General features: G+C 72.8%; 22 protein-coding genes. 14 read left to right on the top strand and 8 right to left on the bottom strand.

The features are described 5' to 3' along the window. The first annotated feature begins 307 nt into the window (after window positions 1–307). Entirely contained in the window at window positions 308–3,055 is a 2,748-nt protein-coding gene (gene aceE / locus ABZ858_RS00775; RefSeq protein WP_361370531.1) for a pyruvate dehydrogenase (acetyl-transferring), homodimeric type, read from the top strand. A gap of 115 nt (window positions 3,056–3,170) precedes the next feature. Here aceE and ABZ858_RS00770 read toward each other — a convergent pair whose 3' ends face one another. Together ABZ858_RS00770 and ABZ858_RS00765 are read right to left on the bottom strand one after the other, a co-directional pair. Continuing rightward, the gene (locus ABZ858_RS00770; protein ID WP_361371887.1) at window positions 3,171–3,479 is read right to left on the bottom strand and encodes a small hydrophobic protein; all 309 of its coding nucleotides are present in this window, start codon (window positions 3,477–3,479) and stop codon (window positions 3,171–3,173) included. A gap of 273 nt (window positions 3,480–3,752) precedes the next feature. Beyond that, window positions 3,753–5,369 carry an MFS transporter gene (locus ABZ858_RS00765; protein WP_361370528.1) on the bottom strand — a complete coding sequence of 539 codons (1,617 nt, stop codon included), beginning with the start codon at window positions 5,367–5,369 and terminating at the stop codon, window positions 3,753–3,755. Between the two features lie 122 nt (window positions 5,370–5,491). On the opposite strand from ABZ858_RS00765, the gene ABZ858_RS00760 reads away from it, so the two are divergent. The 3 genes from ABZ858_RS00760 to ABZ858_RS00750 all read left to right on the top strand — a co-directional run bounded on the left by ABZ858_RS00760 (window position 5,492) and on the right by ABZ858_RS00750 (window position 8,447). After that, complete coding sequence (locus ABZ858_RS00760; RefSeq protein ID WP_361371884.1) at window positions 5,492–6,172, top strand: TetR family transcriptional regulator; 681 nt, start codon at window positions 5,492–5,494, stop codon at window positions 6,170–6,172. Between the two features lie 139 nt (window positions 6,173–6,311). Continuing rightward, on the top strand, window positions 6,312–7,529 hold the full coding sequence (locus tag ABZ858_RS00755) for an alpha/beta hydrolase (protein ID WP_361370525.1): 1,218 nt from the start codon (window positions 6,312–6,314) through the stop codon (window positions 7,527–7,529). A 66-nt stretch (window positions 7,530–7,595) separates the two neighbouring features. After that, on the top strand, window positions 7,596–8,447 hold the full coding sequence (locus tag ABZ858_RS00750) for a DUF4429 domain-containing protein (RefSeq protein ID WP_361370522.1): 852 nt from the start codon (window positions 7,596–7,598) through the stop codon (window positions 8,445–8,447). 28 nt (window positions 8,448–8,475) lie between these two features. Here the strand turns inward: ABZ858_RS00750 and ABZ858_RS00745 are convergent, their stop codons facing one another. Beyond that, window positions 8,476–8,973 (bottom strand): MerR family transcriptional regulator, encoded by a 498-nt coding sequence (locus ABZ858_RS00745; protein WP_361370519.1) that lies wholly within the window; start codon window positions 8,971–8,973, stop codon window positions 8,476–8,478. Between the two features lie 181 nt (window positions 8,974–9,154). Between ABZ858_RS00745 and ABZ858_RS00740 the strand changes: the two genes are divergently transcribed. The 3 genes from ABZ858_RS00740 (at window position 9,155) to ABZ858_RS00730 (ending at window position 11,256) form a co-directional block, all read left to right on the top strand. Further along, window positions 9,155–9,625 carry a GNAT family N-acetyltransferase gene (locus ABZ858_RS00740; RefSeq protein WP_361370516.1) on the top strand — a complete coding sequence of 157 codons (471 nt, stop codon included), beginning with the start codon at window positions 9,155–9,157 and terminating at the stop codon, window positions 9,623–9,625. A gap of 65 nt (window positions 9,626–9,690) precedes the next feature. Beyond that, window positions 9,691–10,515, top strand: coding sequence for a serine hydrolase domain-containing protein (locus ABZ858_RS00735; protein WP_361370513.1), 825 nt, complete (start codon window positions 9,691–9,693; stop codon window positions 10,513–10,515). 54 nt (window positions 10,516–10,569) lie between these two features. Continuing rightward, window positions 10,570–11,256: a hypothetical protein gene (locus ABZ858_RS00730; protein ID WP_361370510.1), complete on the top strand. Its 687-nt coding sequence runs from the start codon at window positions 10,570–10,572 to the stop codon at window positions 11,254–11,256. A gap of 19 nt (window positions 11,257–11,275) precedes the next feature. On the opposite strand, the gene ABZ858_RS00725 is transcribed toward ABZ858_RS00730, so the two are convergent. Continuing rightward, entirely contained in the window at window positions 11,276–11,857 is a 582-nt protein-coding gene (locus tag ABZ858_RS00725) for an NAD(P)H-dependent oxidoreductase (RefSeq protein WP_361370506.1), read from the bottom strand. Window positions 11,858–12,009: 152 nt separating this feature from the next. Next, the gene (locus tag ABZ858_RS00720; RefSeq protein ID WP_361371881.1) at window positions 12,010–12,669 is read right to left on the bottom strand and encodes a pirin family protein; all 660 of its coding nucleotides are present in this window, start codon (window positions 12,667–12,669) and stop codon (window positions 12,010–12,012) included. Between the two features lie 129 nt (window positions 12,670–12,798). Here ABZ858_RS00720 and fasR point away from each other — a divergent pair, with 129 nt between their 5' ends. From fasR to ABZ858_RS00695, 5 genes are all read left to right on the top strand, one after another. After that, window positions 12,799–14,004 carry a fatty acid biosynthesis transcriptional regulator FasR gene (gene fasR, locus ABZ858_RS00715; protein WP_361370503.1) on the top strand — a complete coding sequence of 402 codons (1,206 nt, stop codon included), beginning with the start codon at window positions 12,799–12,801 and terminating at the stop codon, window positions 14,002–14,004. An 89-nt stretch (window positions 14,005–14,093) separates the two neighbouring features. Further along, window positions 14,094–15,011 (top strand): ACP S-malonyltransferase, encoded by a 918-nt coding sequence (locus tag ABZ858_RS00710; protein ID WP_361370500.1) that lies wholly within the window; start codon window positions 14,094–14,096, stop codon window positions 15,009–15,011. Window positions 15,012–15,040: 29 nt separating this feature from the next. Continuing rightward, entirely contained in the window at window positions 15,041–16,108 is a 1,068-nt protein-coding gene (locus tag ABZ858_RS00705; RefSeq protein WP_361371878.1) for a ketoacyl-ACP synthase III, read from the top strand. Between the two features lie 101 nt (window positions 16,109–16,209). Further along, window positions 16,210–16,458 (top strand): acyl carrier protein, encoded by a 249-nt coding sequence (locus ABZ858_RS00700; protein WP_037854199.1) that lies wholly within the window; start codon window positions 16,210–16,212, stop codon window positions 16,456–16,458. An 88-nt stretch (window positions 16,459–16,546) separates the two neighbouring features. Beyond that, window positions 16,547–17,827, top strand: coding sequence for a beta-ketoacyl-[acyl-carrier-protein] synthase family protein (locus ABZ858_RS00695; protein WP_361370496.1), 1,281 nt, complete (start codon window positions 16,547–16,549; stop codon window positions 17,825–17,827). Between the two features lie 173 nt (window positions 17,828–18,000). Here ABZ858_RS00695 and ABZ858_RS00690 read toward each other — a convergent pair whose 3' ends face one another. Next, window positions 18,001–18,495 carry a DUF3145 domain-containing protein gene (locus ABZ858_RS00690; RefSeq protein WP_361370493.1) on the bottom strand — a complete coding sequence of 165 codons (495 nt, stop codon included), beginning with the start codon at window positions 18,493–18,495 and terminating at the stop codon, window positions 18,001–18,003. A 245-nt stretch (window positions 18,496–18,740) separates the two neighbouring features. On the opposite strand from ABZ858_RS00690, the gene ABZ858_RS00685 reads away from it, so the two are divergent. Continuing rightward, window positions 18,741–19,637 (top strand): SGNH/GDSL hydrolase family protein, encoded by an 897-nt coding sequence (locus ABZ858_RS00685; RefSeq protein WP_361370490.1) that lies wholly within the window; start codon window positions 18,741–18,743, stop codon window positions 19,635–19,637. A gap of 26 nt (window positions 19,638–19,663) precedes the next feature. After that, a complete protein-coding gene (locus tag ABZ858_RS00680) occupies window positions 19,664–20,644 on the top strand; it encodes an aldose epimerase family protein (RefSeq protein ID WP_361370487.1) in 981 nt (326 codons plus the stop codon). A gap of 198 nt (window positions 20,645–20,842) precedes the next feature. Here the strand turns inward: ABZ858_RS00680 and ABZ858_RS00675 are convergent, their stop codons facing one another. Beyond that, window positions 20,843–21,232: a RidA family protein gene (locus tag ABZ858_RS00675; protein ID WP_361370484.1), complete on the bottom strand. Its 390-nt coding sequence runs from the start codon at window positions 21,230–21,232 to the stop codon at window positions 20,843–20,845. Window positions 21,233–21,243: 11 nt separating this feature from the next. Continuing rightward, entirely contained in the window at window positions 21,244–22,065 is an 822-nt protein-coding gene (locus ABZ858_RS00670; protein WP_361370481.1) for an NAD(P)-dependent oxidoreductase, read from the bottom strand. Window positions 22,066–22,076: the final 11 nt, after the last annotated feature.

Raw genomic sequence — 22,076 nt, 5'->3', positions numbered from 1 at the left:
ACCCGGCGATTCGGACCGCCGAAACGGTGACGTTCCCGGCCGTGTCGCCGCAACTCCTGACACGGTATCGCGATCAGCGATGGCGCACACCACACCCTTCTGCCCGCTTTTGCGTGTTTGGGAACCCGACCTGGGCAGGAGATCCGGGAAGAGGGGCGGTCACCGTGGTCGAAGATGGGGGTCACCGACGGGTTACCGGCCAGTAAAGATGACGTTTGCCTCACGCCAGGTACACGATGGGGGACGGTGCAGGCACACGCCCCACGTATGTCAGTCCATGTCAGCCCTTTGACAGGTAAGGAACAGCGTGCCTTCCGGATCCGATCGAAACCCGATCATCATTGGCGGCCTTCCGAGTCAGGTTCCTGACTTCGATCCCGAGGAGACCCAGGAGTGGCTCGACTCGCTCGACGCCGCCGTCGACGAGCGAGGCCGGGAGCGGGCCCGCTACCTCATGCTCCGGCTGATCGAACGCGCCCGGGAGAAGCGCGTGGCCGTGCCGGAGATGCGCTCCACGGACTATGTCAACACCATCCCCACCAAGAGCGAGCCGTTCTTCCCGGGCGACGAGGAGATCGAGCGCAAGATCCTCAACGCCACCCGGTGGAACGCCGCGGTGATGGTCTCGCGCGCCCAGCGCCCCGGCATCGGCGTCGGCGGCCATATCGCCACCTTCGCCTCCTCCGCCTCCCTGTACGACGTGGGCTTCAACCACTTCTTCCGCGGCAAGGACGACGGCAAGGGCGGCGACCAGGTCTTCTTCCAGGGGCACGCCTCCCCGGGCATCTACGCGCGCGCGTACCTGCTCGACCGGCTCAGTGAGCAGCACCTGGACGGCTTCCGCCAGGAGAAGTCCAAGGCCCCCCACGCCCTCTCCAGCTACCCGCACCCGCGCTCCATGCCGGACTTCTGGGAGTTCCCGACCGTCTCCATGGGCCTCGGCCCGATCGGCGCGATCTTCCAGGCCCGGATGAACCGGTACATGCAGGCGCGCGACATCGCGGACACCTCCGGCTCGCACGTGTGGGCGTTCCTCGGCGACGGCGAGATGGACGAGCCGGAGTCGCTGGGCCAGCTCTCCATCGCCGCCCGGGAGGGCCTGGACAACCTGACCTTCGTGGTCAACTGCAACCTCCAGCGCCTGGACGGCCCGGTGCGCGGCAACGGCAAGATCATCCAGGAGCTGGAGTCGGTCTTCCGCGGCGCCGGCTGGAACGTGATCAAGCTGATCTGGGACCGCACCTGGGACCCGCTGCTCGCCCAGGACCGCGACGGCATCCTGGTCGACCGGATGAACACCACCCCGGACGGCCAGTTCCAGACGTACGCCACCGAGTCCGGCGCCTACATCCGCGACCACTTCTTCGGTGACGACCACCGGCTGCGCGCGATGGTCGGGAACATGACCGACGACCAGATCCTGCACCTGGGCCGCGGCGGTCACGACCACCGCAAGATCTACGCCGCGTTCAAGGCGGCCGTGGAGCACAAGGGGCAGCCCACCGTCATCCTGGCCAAGACGGTCAAGGGCTGGACGCTGGGCCCGAACTTCGAGGGCCGCAACGCCACCCACCAGATGAAGAAGCTGACGGTCGACGACCTCAAGCGCTTCCGGGACCGGCTGCACCTGCCGATCTCCGACAAGGAGCTGGAGTCCGGCGCGCCGCCGTACTACCACCCGGGCCGCGACTCCGACGAGATGCAGTACATGCACGACCGCCGGCAGAACCTCGGCGGCTATGTGCCGACCCGGGTGGTGCGCGCGAAGCCGCTGCCGCTGCCCGAGGACAAGACGTACGCGTCCGTGAAGAAGGGCTCGGGCCAGCAGTCCATCGCGACCACCATGGCCTTCGTCCGGCTCCTGAAGGACCTCATGCGGGACAAGGAGATCGGCAAGCGGTTCGTGCTGATCGCGCCGGACGAGTACCGCACGTTCGGCATGGACTCCTTCTTCCCGAGTGCGAAGATCTACAACCCGCTCGGCCAGCAGTACGAGTCGGTCGACCGCGATCTGCTGCTCGCCTACAAGGAGTCGCCGACCGGGCAGATGCTGCACGACGGCATCTCCGAGGCGGGCTGCACGGCCTCCGCGATCGCCGCCGGATCGGCCTACGCCACGCACGGCGAGCCGCTGATCCCGGTGTACGTCTTCTACTCGATGTTCGGCTTCCAGCGCACCGGCGACCAGTTCTGGCAGATGGCCGACCAGCTGGCGCGCGGCTTCGTCCTCGGTGCCACGGCCGGGCGGACCACCCTGACCGGTGAGGGGCTCCAGCACGCGGACGGCCACTCGCAGCTGCTCGCCTCGACCAACCCGGGCTGTGTGGCCTACGACCCGGCGTACGGGTACGAGATCGCGCACATCGTGCAGGACGGCCTGCGCCGGATGTACGGCGGCGACGAGCGGCACCCGCACGGCGAGGACGTCTTCTACTACCTCACCGTCTACAACGAGCCGATCCAGCAGCCGGCCGAGCCGGCCGAGGTGGACGTGGAGGGCATCCTCAAGGGCGTGCACCGGATCTCCGCGGGCGCGGCGGGCGAGATCCCGGCGCAGATCATGGCGTCCGGGGTGGCGGTGCCGTGGGCCCTGGAGGCGCAGCGGCTGCTCGCCGAGGAGTGGAACGTCAAGGCGGACGTCTGGTCGGCGACCTCCTGGAACGAGCTGCGGCGCGAGGCCGTGGCCTGCGAGGAGCACAATCTGCTGCATCCGGAGGAGGAGCAGCGGGTGCCGTGGGTGACGCGGAAGCTGAGCGGGGCCGAGGGGCCGTTCGTGGCCGTCTCGGACTGGATGCGCTCGGTGCCGGACCAGATCTCGCGCTGGGTGCCGGGCCCGTACCAGTCGCTGGGCGCGGACGGCTTCGGCTTCGCCGACACCCGCGGGGCGGCCCGGCGGTTCTTCCACATCGACGCGCAGTCGGTGGTGGTGGCCGTGCTGACCGAGCTGGCGCGGGAGGGCAAGGTGGACCGGTCGGTGCTCAAGCAGGCCATCGACCGCTACCAGCTGCTCGACGTCACGGCCGCGCATCCGGGCGCGGCGGGCGGCGACGCGTAACGGACAGCGACGCGGGGCGGGAACGCCGGAGGGGCGGCGGAGCATCGGCTCCGCCGCCCCTCCGGGGCCGTCCGCCTCTTCGGGTCCGCCTCTTCGAGTCCGTCCCCGCGGCTGCTCAGAACCCGCCCGGGCCCCAGGCCGCCGCGCCGCTGAGCGCGACGAGGGCCAGGAGGGTGTCGATGGCACCCAGCACCAGGGCGACCAGGGCCGGCACCGAGCGGCTCGAACCCGCCCAGCTACGGCCCATCGCCAGCCAGCCGCAGACCACCGCCGCCGGGCCGAGCACGATGCCCAGGGCGAAGAAGCCCGCGACCGCGCAGACGGTTCCGATGATCCCGAGCGTCGCGCGGTCCGGCCCTTCCCGACGCCACGTCCGACCCCGGGAACGGGGATACCCGCGCGTTCCGTGTCCGAAGCCCGCCATCATCAACTCCCCGAACCCCGGGTCGGTTTGGTGTTCATCGGGGCTCATGGGTGCGGATACCCCGGTGCGGGCGGCTCATCCGTGCCGTCGGGCGCGCCGCCCCCCTCCAGCAGCGCGCCGCAGCGTCCGCTCCGTTCCCCTGCGCAGGACGTGACCCACTGTCACCTGTGGCACATGCCAGAGGCGAGGGAACCCGGTTCCCGTCACCCTGATGAGGGAAAACCCCGGCCGCGAGGCGGCCGGGGCGGCGAGTGACGGGTGGCGGGTGGCGGGTCAGATGTGGCCGACGCCCGCGCCCGCCTCCGCGTTGATGCCGCGCTTGGTGAGCAGCGCGACCAGGACGGCCACGGCCGCGACCCCGGCGGCGACCAGGGAGGCCAGGCTCATCCCGGAGATGAAGGTGTCGTGCGCCACGGAGGTGATCTTCGCGGCGACCTCCGCCGGGACACCCTTGGGCACCGGGGCCACGCCGACCTGGACCGCCTCGGAGGCCTGGTGCGCCTGGGCGGGGGTGAGCGGCGGGAGGCCCGCGTCCTTCCAGTTGCCCGCGAGGTCGTTGTCGACCTTGGAGGCCATCACGGCGCCGAGCACGGCCGTGCCGAGGCTGCCGCCGATCTGCATGGCGGCCTGCTGGAGGCCGCCGGCCACCCCGGACAGCTCCATGGGCGCGTTGCCGACGATGACCTCGGTGGCGCCCACCATGACCGGGGCGAGGCCGAGGCCGAGCAGGGCGAACCAGAGGGACATGGTCAGGCTGCCGGTGCCGGTCTTGAGGGTGGACATGCCGTACATGGCGACGGCGGTGGCCACCATGCCGCCGGCCAGCGGGATGCGCGGGCCCAGCTTGGTGATCATCGCGCCCGCGGCCGGGGAGCCGACGATCATCATGCCGGTGAGCGGCAGCAGGTGCAGGCCGGCGTCGATCGGGCTCATCCCGTGCACGTTCTGCAGGTAGAAGGTGACGAAGAACAGACCGCCCATGAACGCGATGGCCATCAGGACCATCAGCACCACGCCCGCGGACAGCGGGACGGAGCGGAACAGGCCGAGCGGGATCAGCGGTTCCTTCACCCGCGTCTCCCAGAAGGCGAAGGCGGCGAAGGCCAGCACGGAGGCGGCGATGAACGTCCACGTCGTGCCGTCGCCCCAGCCCCAGGACGGCGCCTTGATGAGCGCCCACACCAGGCAGAACATCGCGCCGGAGAGCAGGACGATGCCGAGGGCGTCGAAGGAGCGCGGGGCGTTCTCGGCGCGGTGGTCGAGCAGGATCAGCAGGCCCAGGACCAGGGCGAGGGCGCCGACCGGCACGTTGATGAAGAACACCGACTGCCAGTTGACGTGCTCGACGAGCACACCGCCGAGGATCGGGCCGCCCGCGGTGGAGGCGCCGATGACCATGCCCCAGATGCCGATGGCCATGTTGAGCTTCTCGGCCGGGAAGGTGGCCCGCAGCAGGCCGAGCGCGGCCGGCATCAGCAGCGCGCCGAACAGGCCCTGCAGGACGCGGAACGTCACCACCATGGCGATGCTGTTCGACAGGCCGATGGCGCCGGAGGCGGCGGCGAAGCCGGTCACGCCGATGAGGAAGGTCTGCCGGTGGCCGAAGCGGTCGCCGAGCTTGCCCGCGGTGATCAGGGAGACCGCGAGGGCGAGGAAGTAGCCGTTGGTGATCCACTGGACGTCGGCGAAGCTCGCGCCCAGGTCCTTCTGGATCGCCGGGTTGGCGATGGCCACGATGGTGCCGTCCAGGGCCACCATCATGACCCCTACGGCTACGGTGATCAGGGTGAGCCACGGGTGTCCGCGCATACCCCGGGCCGGCGCGGGGTCCGACAGGGCCGACGCCTTGTCCCCCGGCCCTGTCGTGTCGACGGTGGTCTGACTAGTCATACATTCGAGGCTAATGTCAGTCGCTGACAAACGACAAACCAATTCACAAGTCGGTCACTGACATGTCGTCCTCCTATAGGCTGAACTGGGGAAACAGTTCGCTGGAAAGTCCGGAGACGTACATGGAGACGGCGGGGACCGCCGAGGCGGCGCCACGGCCGGGGCTGCGTGAGCGCAAGAAGCAGCGCACCCGGGACGCCCTGCTGCGGGCCGCCCTGGAGCAGTTCACCACCCGGGGCTACGAGCGCACGACCGTCGACGGCATCGCGGAGGCCGTCGGCGTCTCCCAGCGCACCTTCTTCCGCTACTTCCCCGGCAAGGAGGAGGCCGCCTTCGCCGTGCAGGAGATGGTGGAGGCGCACTTCGTCGAGGCACTGCGCGCCCGCCCGCCGCAGGAGGCGCCGCTGGAGGCGCTGCGCCGGGCGGTCCTGGAGGGCTGGGAGACGATCAGCGAGGCGGTGCGCAGCATCGTGCCGGTCGAGCTGTACCTGCGCATGTTCCAGGTGATCGAGTCCACCCCCGTGCTGCTCGCCGCCCATCTGCGGCGCTCGGTGGAGAGCGAGGAGCAGATCGCCCGGCTGCTGGCCGCGCGCGAGGGCCTGGACGCGGACACCGATCCGCGCCCGCGCCTGACGGTGGCCGCCTTCGGCGGGGTGATGCGGGTGACGGGCCGCCAGTGGAGCACCGGCGACGATCTCAGCCTGACGGCGATCCGGGCGCTCACCGCCGCCCACCTCGACCAACTGGGCCCGGCGCTGACCGGGAACTGGCGGGACACGGGGCGGCCCGGCGCCGGGACGTGAGCGGCGGATCACGAACTGCCGCACAGATCACCGATCTTGAACATGTGTGCGGGCCGAGATACGCGTCACTCCGGCCGAAACGTGATCCGTGTCACTCGGTTAACGCGAGACCCGCTCGTTCTCCTAGTGTGTCCTCCCAGTGACTTCCTTCGACACCTCCCCTCCGCTCAACGTCTGGCGCGCGCTGCTCGCGCTGGCCGTCGTCTTCGTGATGCTGGCGACCACCGGCTGGACCGCCGTGCGCGGCCACCGCGCGGCCACCGCCCTGCAGTCCTCCGTCTCCGCGTGGCAGCACGGCCGCCTGCACGGGCACCCGCTGCCGGACCCGGACGCGGCCCCGGCAGTGCTCACCCGGTTCTTCGCCTCGCTCGGCGCGCAGGACCGCGCGGCGCTCGCCCGGCGCTACCCGCTCGCGGTCGGCAACATGAACGGCGCCCCCGTCCCGCTGCGCTACCAGGCCAACCGCCTCGCGCTCGCCCAGGCCCGCACGGTCGAGCTGAGGCGCGTGCACGACACCAAGCTCTCCCCGGCCGGGCGGCAGGACGCCGGCCGCCGGATGCAGCGCTTCGCCTCGCTGCTGGCCGGCAACCGCCAGATCCTCGCCTTCGACCCGGAGGGCTCCGGCCGGATCGCCGAGGTCTTCGGCGACCTGCCGAAGGCGCGGCGAGTCTCGGTCGTCGTGCCCGGCGTCGACACCGACCTGTTCACCTTCCGCAAGACCTACCGCCCCTACTCGGCGCCGTACGGCATGGCCCAGTCGCTGTACGCGGCCGAGCGCACGGCGGACCCCTCGGCCGGTACGGCCGTGATCGCCTGGGCCGACTACACCGCGCCCAGCGGCCTCGGCGTGGACGCGGCCACCGCGATGCGCGCCCAGGAGGGCTCCGTCCGGCTGAACCGGATGCTGCGCGGGCTGCCCGGTGCCGCGCCCGTCGCGCTGTTCTGCCACAGCTACGGCTCCGTGCTGTGCGGCCTCGCCGCGCACGGGCTGCCGGGCCGGGTGTCGGACGTGGCGGTCGCCGCGAGCCCCGGCATGCGCGTGCCCGACGCCGCCCATCTGCGCACCTCCGCCCATGTGTGGGCGATGCGGGACGCCACCGACTGGGTGCGGGACGTGCCCTACCTGGAGCTGGGCGGCCTCGGCCACGGGGCCGACCCGGTCTCCTCCCGGTTCGGCGCGCGGGTGCTGTCCGCGAAGGACGCCAAGGGCCACGCCGGCTACTTCGAACCGGACACCGACAGCCTGGAGAACTTCGCCGCGATCGGTGTCGGGGCGTACGGCTCGGTGGAGTGCGCCCATGGCAATGACGGGTGCCGGGCGGGTTTGTCCGCCGCGACGACGGCCGGACGCGCGTAGAGACAGCAGGAAGTGCGGTCCGCTCGGGGAGGGACTATGCGGCAAGTGCCCCCTACGATGAGCCGCATGGGTGACGTACTGACCGGATTTCACGCTGCCTGGGAGTTCGCGTCCGATTCCGTGCTCATCCGGTACGAACGGGGGATACGGACACCGAAGCTCTTCCAGGCGCTCGGCGAGCGCCGCGTTCCGCTGGCCGCGCTGGCGTCCGTGACGCTGGCGCCGGGCCGGCGCGGCACCGTGGTGCTGCGCGCCGAGCCGCGCCCCGGCGCCGACCCGCTGATGGACGCGGCCGACGGGCAGCTCAAGGAGGGTTGCGACCCCTACCGGCTGGTACTGCCCGCCGAGCGGGAGGCCCACGCCGAGCAGTACGCCGACCGGCTGCGCGCCCAGCTCAGCGGGACCGGCCCGGCCGACCGCCATCTGGTGGCCGCGCCGAAGGCCCCCCTGCACTTCAAGGCGTACGACGGCAAGGCGTCCTTCGACGGGGAGGCCGTCAGGTTCCGGTGGTCGTGGACCGGGGCGTCGTCCACCAAGTGGAAGGCCGGTGACCAGAGTTTCGCGGTCGACGAGCTGGGCGGCGTCCAGTGGCGTTCGCCGGAGGTGTTCGAGGGGCATCTGCGGCTGCTGCCGCGCGACGCGGGTTCCGCGCAGCCGCCGCAGCCCGACCAGGACCCGGCCGCGGTGGTGTTCGGGCTGGGCTACGGGCCGGTGCACGAGTCGCTGCCGTTCGCGGCGGCGGTGCTGGCCGCGGTGCGGGTGGCCGCGCCCGCCCCGGCGGTCCCGGTCCCGGCGGCCCGCCGCGACCCCGCCGACATCGCCGAGCGCATCCGCCACCTCGGGGAGCTGCACCGGGCGGGGCTGGTGACCGACGAGGAGTTCTCGGTGAAGAAGGCGGAACTGCTCGCGGAGCTGTAGCGGCCGGCTGCGGTGCCCGCCGGCGTCCTCAGCCGGCCGTGTCGGGCGCCGCGGGCAGCCGGCAGCCGGTCTGCGCATAGAAGTCGATCTTGCGGTCGAGGACCGCGAGCGTCTCCTGGAGTTCGGCGATCCGGCTCCTGACGTCCCGGCGGGTCGCCTCCAGCAGGGCGTACCGCTCCCCGTACGTCTCCTCCCCGGCCCGTACCAGCTCCGCGTACCGGACCATGTCGGCCACCGGCATGCCGGTCAGCCGGAGCTTGCCGACGAGGTCGAGCCAGTCCAGGTCGCGGTTGGTGTAGCGGCGCTGGCCGGTGTGCGAGCGGTCGACGTGCGGCATCAGGCCGATCCGCTCGTACCAGCGCAGGGTGTGGGCGGTCAGCCCGGTGAAGGCGACGACCTCGCTGATCGTGTAGCCGTCCCGGCCTTCGGGGCGCGGCGGCGGGGGCTCGGCGGAACAGTCGCGGGTGCCGGCGGGGGCCTGTGCGCTCTCCTCGATGGCCACGGCCGTGGTCTGCGTCACCGTCATGACCCCACGCTAGGGCCTTGGAGTGCACTCCAGGCAAGCGGGTGCCGGTGGCCCGGCGGTCCGGGGGGTCCGGCGGTCCGGGGGGTCCGGCGGTCCGGCGGTCCGGCGGTCCGGCGGTCCGGCGGTCCGGCGGCGGAAAAGCAGGGGACGCGGGGGCGGCGGGGTGGCTAGCGTGCGGGACATGAGTCTTGTACGACGTGCGGAGCCGGCCGATGCCGGGGAAGTGCTGCGGCTGCGCCAGGTGATGATCGACTCGATGGCCGCGGGCGATCCGTCCACCGACTGGCACGCCGGATCCCTGCCCCGGCTGCGGGCCAGGCTGGGCGAGTCCGACGGTGATTTCGCGGCGTTCGTCGTGGACCATCCGGAGCGGCCCGGGACGCTGGCGGCGCTGGTGGCCGGAACGGTGGACTACCGGATCGGCAAGGCCGGCGATCCCAGCGGGACGGTCGGGTTCGTGTTCAGCGTGGCCACCGACCCCGGGACCCGGCGGCGCGGGTACGCGCGGGCGTGCATGGAGACGCTGCTCGCCTGGTTCCGCGAGCGCGGTGCGCACCGCGTCCAGCTCACCGCGTCCGCCGAGGCCGCGCCGCTCTACGCCGACCTCGGCTTCCTGCCCAAGCCCGACCCGCTCCTGGAACTGCGCCTGTGAGCGGCCGGCCGTCCCCGCCGGCACCCCGCCCCCGGGGGCGGCGCCGCTCGTCGTAGGCTCGGCCCATGTCGTTGAAGAGCCTGGCGTCGATCGAGAACTGGCCGGTCCCCACCGCCGCGGCGGGTGTCGTCCGCGCGGACGGCACGGTCGCCGGAACCCACGGCCCCACCGCGCACCCCTTCCCGCTGGCCTCGGTGACCAAGCCGCTGGCGGCCTACGCGGTGCTCGTCGCCTACGAGGAGGGCGCGATCGAGCTGGACGAGCCGGCCGGCCCGCCCGGGGCCACGGTCCGCCATCTCCTCGCCCACACCTCCGGCCTGGCCTTCGACGAGCACCGGGTCACGGCCCCGCCCGGTGAGCGGCGGCTGTACTCCAACGCCGGTTTCGAGCAGCTCGGCGACCATGTCGCCAAGGCGACGGACATCCCCTTCGCGGAGTACCTGCGCCAGGCGGTCCTCCAGCCGCTGGGCATGACGGCGACGACCCTGCACGGCTCCCCCGCCAAGGACGGCGTGTCCACCGTCGACGACCTGCTCCGCTTCGCCGCCGAGTTGCAGGCGCCGCGCCTGCTGGACCCGCGCACGGTCGCCGCGGCGATGACGGTCCAGTACCCCGGCACCAAGGGCGTCCTGCCGGGCTACGGCCACCAGAACCCCAACGACTGGGGACTCGGTTTCGAGATCCGCGACGGCAAGTCCCCGCACTGGACGGGCGCCGCCTCCTCCCCGCGCGCCTTCGGCCACTTCGGGCAGTCCGGTACGTTCCTGTGGACCGACCCGGACGCGGGCGCGGCCTGCGTGGCCCTGACCGACCGCGCCTTCGGCCCCTGGGCGACCGAGGCGTGGCCCCCGTTCACGGACGCCGTACTGACGGAGCTGCGCACCGCCTGAGCCGGCGCGCCGGTTGGTGCCCTGACCTGCTCATGTTTCGGGGAGGGGACACGTATGCGTGCGATGTCGACTGCCCTGCGGACGGCCCTGGCGTCCGTCGCGGCCGGCGTGCTGATGACCGGCTGCTCCGGCGGTTCGGGCGGTTCGGGTGCCGAGGGGCCGTCCGCGCGGCAGTTGCTGCGGGACGCGAACGCCACGATGAGGACACTGACGTCGGTGACGATCGACTCCGACGGCACCTCCGCGGTCCGGCTGCGCACCGACCTCAAGGACCGGTGCGCGAACCGGACCAGTTTCAAGGGCGGCGGGGTCCTCGACCAGATCCGGATCGGCGCGGTGGACTACGTCCGGCCCGACAGCGCCTGTCTGAAGAAGTCGGGCCACACCCCGGGCGGCTCGTACGGGCGCGGGCACTGGGTCAGGACCCGCGCCGCCGACGCGGTGCCCGGCGACGGCCTCGCCGCCTGCACCTGGCCGTTCGCGGAGTTCGGCACCGCGAGCGGCACGAAGGAACCGGTCACGGTCGGCGGGGTCCGGGCGACGCCGGTCACCGTGACCGACCCGAAGGACAAGGACGGCACGTACACCGTCTCCATCGCCGCCCAGGGGAAGCCGTACCTGCTCAAGGTCGCCTACGAGGGCGGCGGGCGCCGGACCACGACGTCCTTCAGCGGCTTCGGCGCGCCGCTGGACGTGCGTGCTCCGGCCGCCTCCGACATCGTGGACACGAGCGGCGCCTGACGCGCCCGGGCGGCGGTGCTCAGGACTGGTGGGCGAAGCGGGCCGGGGGCGGGTCCTGGGCGAAGAAGGTCTTGGCGCGCAGCAGGGCGCGGTCGTCGGTGAGGACCTGGCCGGGGCTCGTGCCGTTGCCGAGCAGGACGCCGCCGAAGCGCATGCCCATGTAGGCGGCGCTGTGGTGGAGGGTGAGGATCAGCGGCTGGGCCACCTCCTCCTCGCGGTGGGCCATGGCGGTGACGCCCCACAGGGTGCGGCCGCCCATCTTCGCCCGGAAGCCGGGGTCGGGGGTGTGCAGCCACTTGCTCCAGTAGTCGAGGTAGCGCTTGGTGGCGGCGGAGACGGAGTACCAGTACAGCGGGGAGGCGATCACTATGTCGGTGGCGGCGGTCGTCGCCTCCCACAGCAGCGCCTCGTCGCTGTTCCCGGCCGGCCCGGCGTCCGGGTCGTGGCGCTCGTCGCGGAAGTCGGGCAGGTGCAGCGCGGTGAGGTCGAGCCAGCGCTGTTCCACGTCGGCCGGGAGCTGGTCCGCCGCCGCCCGGGCGAGCAGCTCGGTGTTGCCGCCCGTCCGGGCGCTGCCGAGCAGGAACAGGAACGATCGGGTCATGGGGCGCTCCGGGGATGCGGCGGGATCTGATTCCGCCTGTCCAACCACGGCCGGGCGGCGGGCATTCCGCACGGCGGCCGGTCCTCAGCCGGCGGGCATTCCGCACCGCGGCCCGTCCTCAGCCGACGGGCATTCCGCACCGAGGCCCGTCCTCAGCCCGCGGTCATCTCCCACACCAGCAGTTCGGCGCCGGCCGCCGCCACCGCCACGGGAGCGGCAGTCGGCTGCGTGATCCGCGCCGCGTCGCCCGCCGCCAACAGCTCGCCGTCCAGGCGGACTTCGCCGCGGACGACATGGACGTAGACGTACGCGGCGGTGGGCAGCTCCGTGCGTTCTCCCGCCGTCAGGCGGTGGACGCGCAGTACGGCGCCGGCCGCGGGGACGGCGTACGGGGTGCCGTCCGCGAGGGCGGGGGCGACTCGGTAGGCGGGGGTGCCGCCGGGCTCCCGCGGGTCCAGCCACAGCTGCACGAAGGTCAACGGGCCCCGGCCGTCGTTGCGTTCCACGTGGCGGACGCCGGCGGCGGCGCTCAGGTGCTGGAGGTCGCCGGCGCGGACCACGCGTTCGTGCCCGGCGGAGTCGCGGTGGGTCAGCTCGCCCTCGACCACCCAGGTGACGATCTCGGTGTGGCTGTGCGGATGTTCGCCGAAGCCCGCGCCGGGCGCCAGGCGCTCCTCGTTGCAGGCGATCAGCGCGCCGAAGCGGAGGTTGTCCGGGTCGTAGTGGGGCCCGAAGGAGAAGGCGTGCCGGGTGTCGATCCCGGCCTCCTCGTCCCCGCCCCGGTACCGGTCCGCCGCCCGCCGTACGTCCATCACACCGCCCACGGTAGCCGCCGCCCAGGAAGGCCGGAGCCCCGGTCCGGAGGCCCCGAGGCCCGGCCCCGGGGCCTCCGGGCCGACCCGGCGGCACGTACTCACGTCCGGATAAGGCAGTCTTGTCCCGTGCCCGAACCCGAATCCCACCCCGCCGAAGCCGCCGCCCGCCCCGTCCATTCGCACTCCGCGACCCTGAAAAGGCTGGAGAAGTCCTCCGGGTCGCTCGCCGCGCAGGCGATCGCACGGATGGACGAGACGCTGCCGTGGTACCGGGCCATGCCCCCGGAGAACCGGTCCTGGATCGGGCTGGTCGCCCAGGCGGGCATCGCCGCCTTCACGGAGTGGTTCCGGCACCCGGACGCGCCGCAGGCGATCTCCACCGATGTGTTCGGGACGGCGCCGCGCGAGCTGACGCGGGCGATCACGCTGCGCCAGACCGTGGAGATGGTGCGCACCACGATCGAGGTGATGGAGTCCGCCATCGACGAGGTGGCGGCCCCCGGCGACGAGTCCGTGCTGCGCGAGGCGCTGCTGGTGTACGCCCGGGAGATCGCCTTCGCCACCGCGCAGGTGTACGCGCAGGCCGCCGAGGCACGCGGTGCCTGGGACGCGCGCCTGGAATCGCTGGTGGTCAACGCCGTGCTGAGCGGCGAGGCCGACGAGGGCGCCGTCTCCCGGGCCGCCGCCCTCGGCTGGAACTCCCCCGAGCACGTCTGCGTGGTCCTCGGGACCGCGCCCGACGGGGACTCCGAGCTGACCGTGGAGGCCATCCGGCGGGCCGCCCGGCACGCCAAGCTCCAGGTGCTCACCGGGGTCCTCGGCGACCGCCTGGTGGTGATCGCGGGCGGCAGCGACAATCCGCTCGCCGTCGCCAAGTCGCTGATCGGCCCGTACGCGGCGGGGCCGGTGGTGGCCGGTCCCGTGGTGCCCGATCTGCTGGCCGCGACCCGGTCCGCGCAGGCCGCCGCGGCCGGGCTGAAAGCGTGTTTCGCCTGGCAGGACGCCCCGCGCCCGGTACTGGCTGACGATCTGCTGCCGGAGCGCGCCATCGCCGGTGATCCGAGTGCGCGCGAGCAGCTGGTAGAGGAGATCTACAGACCGCTGGAGGAGGCCGGTTCCGCGCTCCTGGAGACCTTGAGCGTCTATCTGGAGCAGGCGAGCAGTCTGGAGGGCGCGGCCCGGATGCTGTTCGTTCACCCGAACACCGTGCGCTACCGGCTCCGACGTGTGACTGACGTCACCGGCTGGTCGCCGTCCGATGTACGATCCGCCTTCACACTGCGGATCGCGCTGATCCTGGGGCGTCTGGCTGATGGGGACGCTCCGGCCTAGTCTTTTGTCGGGGGTCCACAAAACCCCTCCGTGTTCTTCGTCCCTGTCCTCACGGGCGGTCGTGGCCGCCTCCAAGAGAGAGTGTGAGAGTGCTCGTACTCGTCGCTCCCGGCCAGGGCGCCCAGACGCCCGGCTTCCTGACCCCCTGGCTCGAACTCCCCGGTGCCGCCGACCGTGTGGCCGCCTGGTCGGACGCCATCGGTCTGGACCTCGTCCACTACGGGACGCAGGCCGACGCGGACGCGATCCGTGACACCGCGGTCGCGCAGCCGCTGCTGGTCGCCGCCGGTCTGCTGTCGGCCGCGGCCCTCGGTGAGGTGGCACCCGGTGCCGTCGCGGGCCACAGCGTCGGTGAGATCACCGCCGCCGCCTTCGCGGGCGTCCTCGGCGACACCGCCGCGCTGGCCCTGGTCCGCGGGCGCGGCCTGGCGATGGCCGAGGCCGCCGCCGTCACCGAGACGGGCATGTCGGCGCTGCTCGGCGGCGACCCGGAGGTCTCCACGGCGCACCTGGAGAAGCTGGGCCTGACCGCCGCCAACGTCAACGGCGCGGGCCAGATCGTGGCCGCCGGCACCCTGGAGCAGCTCGCCGCGCTGAGCGAGGACAAGCCCGAGGGCGTACGCAAGGTCGTGCCGCTGAAGGTGGCGGGCGCCTTCCACACGCACCACATGGCCCCCGCGGTCGAGAAGCTGGCCGAGGCCGCCAGGGCGATCGAGCCCGCCGACCCGAAGGTCACCTACGTCTCCAACAAGGACGGCCGCACCGTGGCCTCCGGCGGCGAGATCGTCGAGCGGCTGGTCGGGCAGGTCGCCAACCCGGTCCGCTGGGACCTGTGCATGGAGACCTTCAAGGAGCTGGGCGCCGGCGCGCTGATCGAGGTGTGCCCCGGCGGCACGCTCACCGGTCTGGCCAAGCGGGCGCTGCCCGGTGTGCAGACGCTGGCGCTGAAGACACCCGACGACCTCGACAAGGCCCGCGCGCTCCTCGCCGAGCACGCGTCCGCCTGACGCCCGAAGGAGCCGACCGAAACATGCCGATGGCGAAGATCAAGCCCAGCAAGGGCGCCCCGTACGCGCGCATCCTCGGTGTGGGCGGCTACCGGCCCACCCGGGTGGTGCCCAACGAGGTGATCCTCGAGACGATCGACTCCTCCGACGAGTGGATCCGGTCGCGCTCCGGCATCGAGACCCGGCACTGGGCGGGCCCCGAGGAGACCGTGGCGGCCATGTCGATCGAGGCGGCAGGCAAGGCGATCGCGGACGCCGGGATCGAGGCCGCGCAGGTCGGCGCGGTGGTCGTCTCGACCGTCTCGCACTTCAGCCAGACCCCGGCCGTGGCCACCGAGATCGCGGACAAGCTCGGCACCGCCAAGGCGGCCGCCTTCGACATCTCGGCGGGCTGCGCGGGCTTCGGCTACGGCCTGACCCTCGCCAAGGGCATGGTGGTGGAAGGTTCCGCCGAGTACGTGCTCGTGATCGGCGTGGAGCGGCTGAGCGACCTGACCGACCTGGAGGACCGGGCGACGGCCTTCCTGTTCGGTGACGGCGCCGGCGCGGTCGTGGTCGGCCCCTCCAAGGAGCCGGCGATCGGCCCGACGGTGTGGGGCTCGGAGGGCGACAAGTCCGAGACGATCAAGCAGACCGTCCCATGGGACCGCTTCCTCCCCCACCTCCGGCTTCGCTCCGGCGGGGGGACCCCCGCCGGCGACGTGTCCGAGCTTCCCCTGGACCGCGAGGGCAACGTCAAGTTCCCCGCGATCACGCAGGAGGGCCAGGCGGTGTTCCGCTGGGCCGTGTTCGAGATGGCGAAGGTCGCCCAGCAGGCGCTGGACGCGGCCGGGATCAGCCCGGACGACCTGGACGTCTTCATCCCGCACCAGGCCAATGTGCGGATCATCGACTCGATGGTGAAGACCCTGAAACTGCCGGAGCACGTCACGGTCGCCCGTGACATCCGCACCACCGGCAACACCTCGGCCGCCTCGATCCCGCTCGCGATGGAGCGGCTCCTGGCGACCGGCGAGGCGAAGAGCGGCGACACCGCGCTCGTCATCGGCTTCGGGGCGGGTCTCGTCTACGCCGCGACGGTCGTTACCCTCCCCTAGGCACTCCGTGCCGGATCACGCGTCCGGGACGGCACCGCCACACCCTGCCGCTGCCGCGGCGGGCGCCACATCCTCTGGAACACCAACGAAGGAGCGCCGACATGGCCGCCACTCAGAAGGAGATCGTCGACGGTCTCGCCGAGATCGTGAACGAGATCGCCGGTATCCCCGTCGAGGACGTCCAGCTGGACAAGTCCTTCACCGATGACCTGGACGTCGACTCGCTGTCCATGGTCGAGGTCGTCGTCGCCGCCGAGGAGCGCTTCGACGTGAAGATCCCCGACGAGGACGTCAAGAACCTCAAGACCGTCGGCGACGCGACCGACTACATCCTCAAGCACCAGAGCTGATCTACCGATCACTGCTGTGGGCTGACTGCCCCGCCACCCGGCGGTGGCGCCGTTTCCGATCCTCGTTTCCGTTGGAGAAAGAATTCCCGTGAGCCCGACCAATCGCACCGTGGTCGTCACCGGTATCGGCGCAACCACACCGCTGGGTGGCGACGCAGCCTCCACCTGGGAGGGCCTGGTCGCCGGCACGTCCGGCGTCAAGCCCCTCACCCAGGACTGGGCGGCCGAGCAGGCCGTCCGGATCGCGGCCCCGATCGCCGTGGAGCCGACCGAGACCATTCCGCGGCCGCAGGCCCGCCGCCTGGACCGGTCGGCGCAGTTCGCGCTGATCGCCGCCCAGGAGGCGTGGACCGACGCCGGTTTCTCCGGCAAGGCCGGTGAGGACGGCAGCGACGGCGCCGTCGACCCCGACCGGCTCGGCACGGTCATCGCCTCCGGCATCGGCGGCGTGACCACCCTGCTCGACCAGTACGACGTGCTCAAGGAGAAGGGCGTACGCCGCGTCTCCCCGCACACCGTGCCCATGCTGATGCCGAACGGCCCCTCCGCCAACGTGGGTCTGCTCGTGGGCGCCCGCGCGGGCGTGCACACCCCGGTCTCCGCCTGCGCGTCGGGCGCCGAGGCCATCGGTTACGCCATCGAGATGATCCGCACCGGCCGCGCCGACGTGGTCGTCGCCGGCGGCACGGAGGCGGCGATCCACCCGCTGCCGATCGCCGCGTTCGGCAACATGATGGCGATGTCCAAGAACAACGAGAACCCCGAGAGCGCCTCGCGCCCCTACGACGTCGCCCGGGACGGCTTCGTCCTCGGCGAGGGCGCCGGTGTCCTCGTGCTGGAGTCCGCCGAGCACGCCGCCGCGCGCGGTGCCCGCGTCTACGCGGAGGCGGTCGGCCAGGGCATCTCCGCCGACAGCCACGACATCGTGCAGCCGGAGCCGGAGGGCCGGGGCATCTCCCACGCCCTGCAGAACCTGCTGGAGCGCACCGACCTGGACCCGGCCGAGATCGTGCACGTCAACGCGCACGCCACCTCGACGCCGGCCGGTGACATCGCCGAGCTGAAGGCGCTGCGGAAGGTGTTCGGTGACGACGCCGACCACATGGCGGTGTCCGCGACCAAGTCGATGACCGGTCACCTGCTCGGTGGCGCGGGCGGCGTGGAGTCGGTGGCGACGGTGCTGGCGCTGTACCACCGGGTGGCGCCGCCGACCATCAACCTCGACACCATCGACCCCGAGGCGGAGGCGAACGCGGACGTGGTCCGCGGGGAGGCGCGGAAGCTGCCCGTCGAGGGCAGGATCGCCGCGCTGAACGACTCGTTCGGGTTCGGTGGGCACAATGTCGTGCTGGCGTTCCGTTCCGTCTGAGTGAGTTTGTGTGAACGGTGTCGGCCCGGACCCCTGGTGGGGTCCGGGCCGACACCGTTCTGTTTCGGTTGTCACCGGCTGTCCGCCGGTGGGGGTCGGTCGCGCCCACGCGGCGGAGCCGCATATCGGCACAGCCCCGCGCCCCTTCCGGGGCGCTCCTGTGCGGCGAGTTTCTAGACCACCTGGTGGAGCCAGCGGACCGGGGCGCCCTCACCGGCGTAGCGGAAGGGTTCGAGTTCGTCGTCCCAGGGCTTGCCGAGGAGCTTGGCGGTCTCGGCCTCCAGGTCGGTCTCGCCGCGCTGGGAGCGGATGAGCGCGGCGCGCAGCCGGTCCTCGGGGATGAGGATGTCGCCGTGGATGCCGGTGACGGCGTGGAAGATGCCGAGGTCGGGGGTGCAGCTGTAGCGCTCGCCCTCGGCGGTGGCGCAGGGCTCGGCGGTGACCTCGAAGCGCAGCAGGCTCCAGCCGCGCAGCGCGGAGGCGAGTCGGGAGGCGGTGCCGGCCTGGCCCTGCCAGGAGAACTCCGAGCGCCAGGTGCCGGGCGCGGCGGGCTGGCGGATCCAGTCCAGGCTGACGCGGGTGCCGAGCACCCCGGCGACGGCCCACTCGACGTGCGGGCACAGCGCGCGCGGCGCGGAGTGCACGTACAGGACTCCACGTGTCGTCACCGGGACCTCCGGGCAGAGCTGGGCAGGGGGCGGGCGGCAGTGGCGCGGCGGCCACGTTGAGGGCGAGGCTACCGTGCGAGCGGCCGGGGAGTGTGACGTACCGTCGGTCCTGGGGCCGGGAAACACCCGCCATTCACCCGTGGGGACGCTTGTACGGGTGCAGGCGGTCCACCCGGGTGGGGGCGGGAACCCCCGCGCGTTGTCATGGAGGGGAGCAGTGCACGTCGACCGAGGGGATCACCTGTATGCGCAAGCCGAGTCAGCGGGTGCGGGCCGCGCTCGCCGCCGTGGCGGCGGCGGTGCTGACCGTCGCGGGGTGTGACACCGTCGGGAAGGGGTCGGGGCAGCGGGACGCGGGGGCGGGGGCCGCGCGGGCCTCGGCGTCGCCGGGCCCGGCCTGGGACACGCGGCCGGACTCGGTCGCCGCGGTCGGTGATTCCATCACCCGCGGTTTCGACGCGTGCATGGTGCTCTCGGACTGCCCGGAGGTGTCCTGGGCGACCGGCAGCGACGCGGCGGTGGACAGCCTGGCGGTGCGGCTGCTGGGGGCGGCGGGGGCGGCCCAGCACAGTTGGAACCACGCGGTGACGGGTTCCCGGATGGCCGATCTGCGCGGCCAGATGACGCAGGCGGCGCTGCACAGGCCGGAGCTGGTCGCGGTGATGGTGGGCGCCAACGACGCCTGCCGCAACTCCCCTTCGCAGATGACGTCGGTGGCGTCCTTCCGCAGCGAGTTCCAGTCGGCGATGGACACCCTGCGCCGGGCGCTGCCGAAGACGGAGGTGTACGTCTCCAGCGTGCCGGACCTGAAGCGGCTGTGGTCCGAGGGGCGGACGAACGCGCTGGGCAAGCAGGTCTGGAAGCTCGGGATCTGCCCGTCGATGCTGGGCGACGCGGACACGCTGGACGCGGCGGCCACCGGGCGCCGGGACGCGGTGCAGGCCCGGGTGGTGGAGTACAACAAGGTGCTGGCGGAGGTGTGCGCCAAGGACCGCCGCTGCCGCTTCGACCACAACGCGGTCTTCGACTACCGGTTCGGCACGGCTCAGCTGAGCCACTGGGACTGGTTCCACCCGAGCCGCAACGGGCAGGCCCGGCTGGCCGAGATCGCCTACCGCACGGTGACCGCGAAGAACCCGTGACTCAGGGAGGCTCTAGGGTTTCCCACATGAACGAACTTTTCGGCACACTTTCCGACGGCACGCCGGTGCACCGCTGGACGCTGGAGCGGGCCGGGGTGCGGGTGCGCGTCCTGTCGTACGGCGGGATCGTGCAGTCGCTACAGGTCCCGGACCGGGACGGGCGGGCCGCGGACGTGGTGCTGGGCTTCGCGGACCTGGACGGCTACCTCACCCATCCGGAGCCGTATCTCGGCGCGCTGGTCGGCCGGTACGCCAACCGGATCGGCGGGGCCCGCTTCGCGCTGGACGGGCGGACGTACGAGCTGGCCCGCAACGACGGCCCCAACTCGCTGCACGGCGGCGCGCGCGGCTTCGACAAGCGGGTGTGGGAGGTGACGCCGCAGGGGCCGTACGGGGTGCGGCTGACCCGGGTCAGCCCGGACGGCGAGGAGGGCTTCCCCGGGCGCCTTACGGTCGGCGTGACGTACGCGCTGGACGAGGCGGGCGCGCTGTGCGTCGGCTACGAGGCGGTCACCGACGCGCCGACCGTGGTCAACCTGACCAACCACACGTACTGGAACCTCGGCGGGACGGGTTCCGGGCCGGCCGGCGGGCACGAACTGCGGCTGGCGGCCTCGCGGTACACGCCGGTGGACGCGGGGCTGATCCCCGCGGGCGACCCGGCGGACGTCACCGGCACCCGCTTCGACCTGCGCCGCCCGCGCGCGCTGGGCTCCGGCTTCGACCACAACTTCGTCCTGGACAAGGGCGCCACCCCGGCCGCCGAGGAGGTCGCCGAGCTGCGGGACCCGGTCTCCGGCCGGGTGCTGACGGTGGCGACGACCGAGCCGGGGCTCCAGCTCTACACCGCCGACCACCTCGGCGCGCCGTTCGCCCCGGGCGACGGGATCGCCCTGGAGACCCAGCACTTCCCGGACTCCCCCAACCGCCCGGACTTCCCCGGCACCACGCTCCGCCCCGGCGAGACGTACCGCTCGCGGACGGTGTACGGCTTCTCGGCGCGGTAGCCGGGCGGCGGCCGGCAGGACGTGCCGTGTGCCGTGCCGGGGCGCGTGCCGGGCCGGGACGCCACGAACCCCGGTCCAGGGGTCAGGTCCCGGGCCGGGGCCGTACGCGGGGAGGATCGCCCCGGATCAGACCCTAATCGCCGCGGTGCGCGCGATCCCGGTGATCCAGGGGCCTGTTCGCAACCCCGTACGAATTTTTCACAAACCGGCGGGCACCGCGGCCACCACCTCGATCTCGATCCGCGCCTCGGGCCGGAACAGCCGGGGCACCTCGAAGGTCATGCTGGTGGGCGGGGTGCCGGTGAGGAACCGCTGCCGGACGGCGGCGTACTCGGGCAGCTCCGCGATGTCGGTCAGGTAGGTGCGGATGCTGATGACGTCGGCCAGGGTCGCGCCGTGCGCCGCCAGCAGCGCGGCGATGGTCTCGAAGACCCCGCGGCTCTGCTCGGCCAGCGTGGCGCCCGCGGCGATCTGACCGGAGACGAACAGCAGGGCACTGCCGTCGGCGTGGGCGACGCGGGCGACCTGGGAGTAGAGCGGGCTGAACGGCTGCGGGGCTCCTGCGGGGTTGTCGAGGGTGATCTGCACGGGGTTGCTCCTCACGCGTGGGTACGGATGCGGGCGGCTGCCCGGGAGAGGTCGGCGGCGGCGAGTGCGGGGTCCTCGGCGGCGCGCGCGTACTGCGCCAGGGCGGCCCGGACGGCGGGGAGGCGGACGGCCCCGGTGGCGAGCCGCAGGTCCTTCACCGCCAGGGCGGTGGCGAAGTGCGCGTCCCCGGCGAAGGCGCGGGCAACCGCTCCGGTGAGCGGCCCGGCGGCCAGCGCGGTGCGCGCGGTGTCCTCGTCGAGGCCGAGCGCGTCGGCCAGCCGCAGCGCCTCGGCGACCAGGGCGACGCCGCCGAGCGCGGCGGTGTTGGCGACGAGCTTGAGCGCGGCGCCGGAGCCGGTGGGGCCGGTGCGGGTGACGGTGCCGAGGTGGGCCAGGACGTGGGCGACGCCCTCCGTCTCGCCGCCCGCGAGGATGCCGAGGCGGCCGGTGGCGGCCCGGTCGGTGCTGCCCATGACGGGGGCGTCCACCAGGGTCGCCCGGCCGTCGAGGCGGGCGGCGAGCGCGTGCACGGCGGCCGGGCCCACGGTGGACATCTCCACCCAGTGCGCCCCGGCCCGCAGCGCGGGCAGGACGGCGTCGGCGACCTCGGTGAGCGCGTCGGGGCCGGTGAGCATGGTGATCACCACATCGGCGTCCCGTACGGCGTCGGCCGGGCGGGCGGCGGCCACGGCGCCCTCGGCGGCCAGCGCCCCGGCCTTCGCCGCCGTACGGTTCCAGACGGTCAGCGGGTGCCCGGCCGCGAGGAGCCGGCGGGCCATGGGCGCGCCCATCCGGCCGAGCCCCAGGAAGGCGATCTTGTCGGTGTGCTGCATGCCGAAGACGC

Source organism: Streptomyces sp. NPDC047017 (genome assembly GCF_040644175.1).
Classification (GTDB): domain Bacteria; phylum Actinomycetota; class Actinomycetes; order Streptomycetales; family Streptomycetaceae; genus Streptomyces.
Note: the sequence above shows the minus strand (reverse complement) of the source record. Positions and strands in the feature narration are given on the sequence as shown.

What these genes read in the sequence shown, in the direction of transcription:
- ABZ858_RS00770 (WP_361371887.1), bottom strand. Translation starts at nt 3,479, where the DNA reads ATGGCGGGCTTCGGACACGGAACGCGCGGGTATCCCCGTTCCCGGGGT.
- ABZ858_RS00765 (WP_361370528.1), bottom strand. Translation starts at nt 5,369, where the DNA reads ATGACTAGTCAGACCACCGTCGACACGACAGGGCCGGGGGACAAGGCG.
- ABZ858_RS00760 (WP_361371884.1), top strand. Translation starts at nt 5,492, where the DNA reads ATGGAGACGGCGGGGACCGCCGAGGCGGCGCCACGGCCGGGGCTGCGT.
- ABZ858_RS00750 (WP_361370522.1), top strand. Translation starts at nt 7,596, where the DNA reads ATGGGTGACGTACTGACCGGATTTCACGCTGCCTGGGAGTTCGCGTCC.
- ABZ858_RS00745 (WP_361370519.1), bottom strand. Translation starts at nt 8,973, where the DNA reads ATGACGGTGACGCAGACCACGGCCGTGGCCATCGAGGAGAGCGCACAG.
- ABZ858_RS00740 (WP_361370516.1), top strand. Translation starts at nt 9,155, where the DNA reads ATGAGTCTTGTACGACGTGCGGAGCCGGCCGATGCCGGGGAAGTGCTG.
- ABZ858_RS00735 (WP_361370513.1), top strand. Translation starts at nt 9,691, where the DNA reads ATGTCGTTGAAGAGCCTGGCGTCGATCGAGAACTGGCCGGTCCCCACC.
- ABZ858_RS00730 (WP_361370510.1), top strand. Translation starts at nt 10,570, where the DNA reads ATGCGTGCGATGTCGACTGCCCTGCGGACGGCCCTGGCGTCCGTCGCG.
- ABZ858_RS00725 (WP_361370506.1), bottom strand. Translation starts at nt 11,857, where the DNA reads ATGACCCGATCGTTCCTGTTCCTGCTCGGCAGCGCCCGGACGGGCGGC.
- ABZ858_RS00720 (WP_361371881.1), bottom strand. Translation starts at nt 12,669, where the DNA reads ATGGACGTACGGCGGGCGGCGGACCGGTACCGGGGCGGGGACGAGGAG.
- ABZ858_RS00705 (WP_361371878.1), top strand. Translation starts at nt 15,041, where the DNA reads ATGGCGAAGATCAAGCCCAGCAAGGGCGCCCCGTACGCGCGCATCCTC.
- ABZ858_RS00700 (WP_037854199.1), top strand. Translation starts at nt 16,210, where the DNA reads ATGGCCGCCACTCAGAAGGAGATCGTCGACGGTCTCGCCGAGATCGTG.
- ABZ858_RS00685 (WP_361370490.1), top strand. Translation starts at nt 18,741, where the DNA reads ATGCGCAAGCCGAGTCAGCGGGTGCGGGCCGCGCTCGCCGCCGTGGCG.
- ABZ858_RS00680 (WP_361370487.1), top strand. Translation starts at nt 19,664, where the DNA reads ATGAACGAACTTTTCGGCACACTTTCCGACGGCACGCCGGTGCACCGC.
- ABZ858_RS00670 (WP_361370481.1), bottom strand. Translation starts at nt 22,065, where the DNA reads ATGCAGCACACCGACAAGATCGCCTTCCTGGGGCTCGGCCGGATGGGC.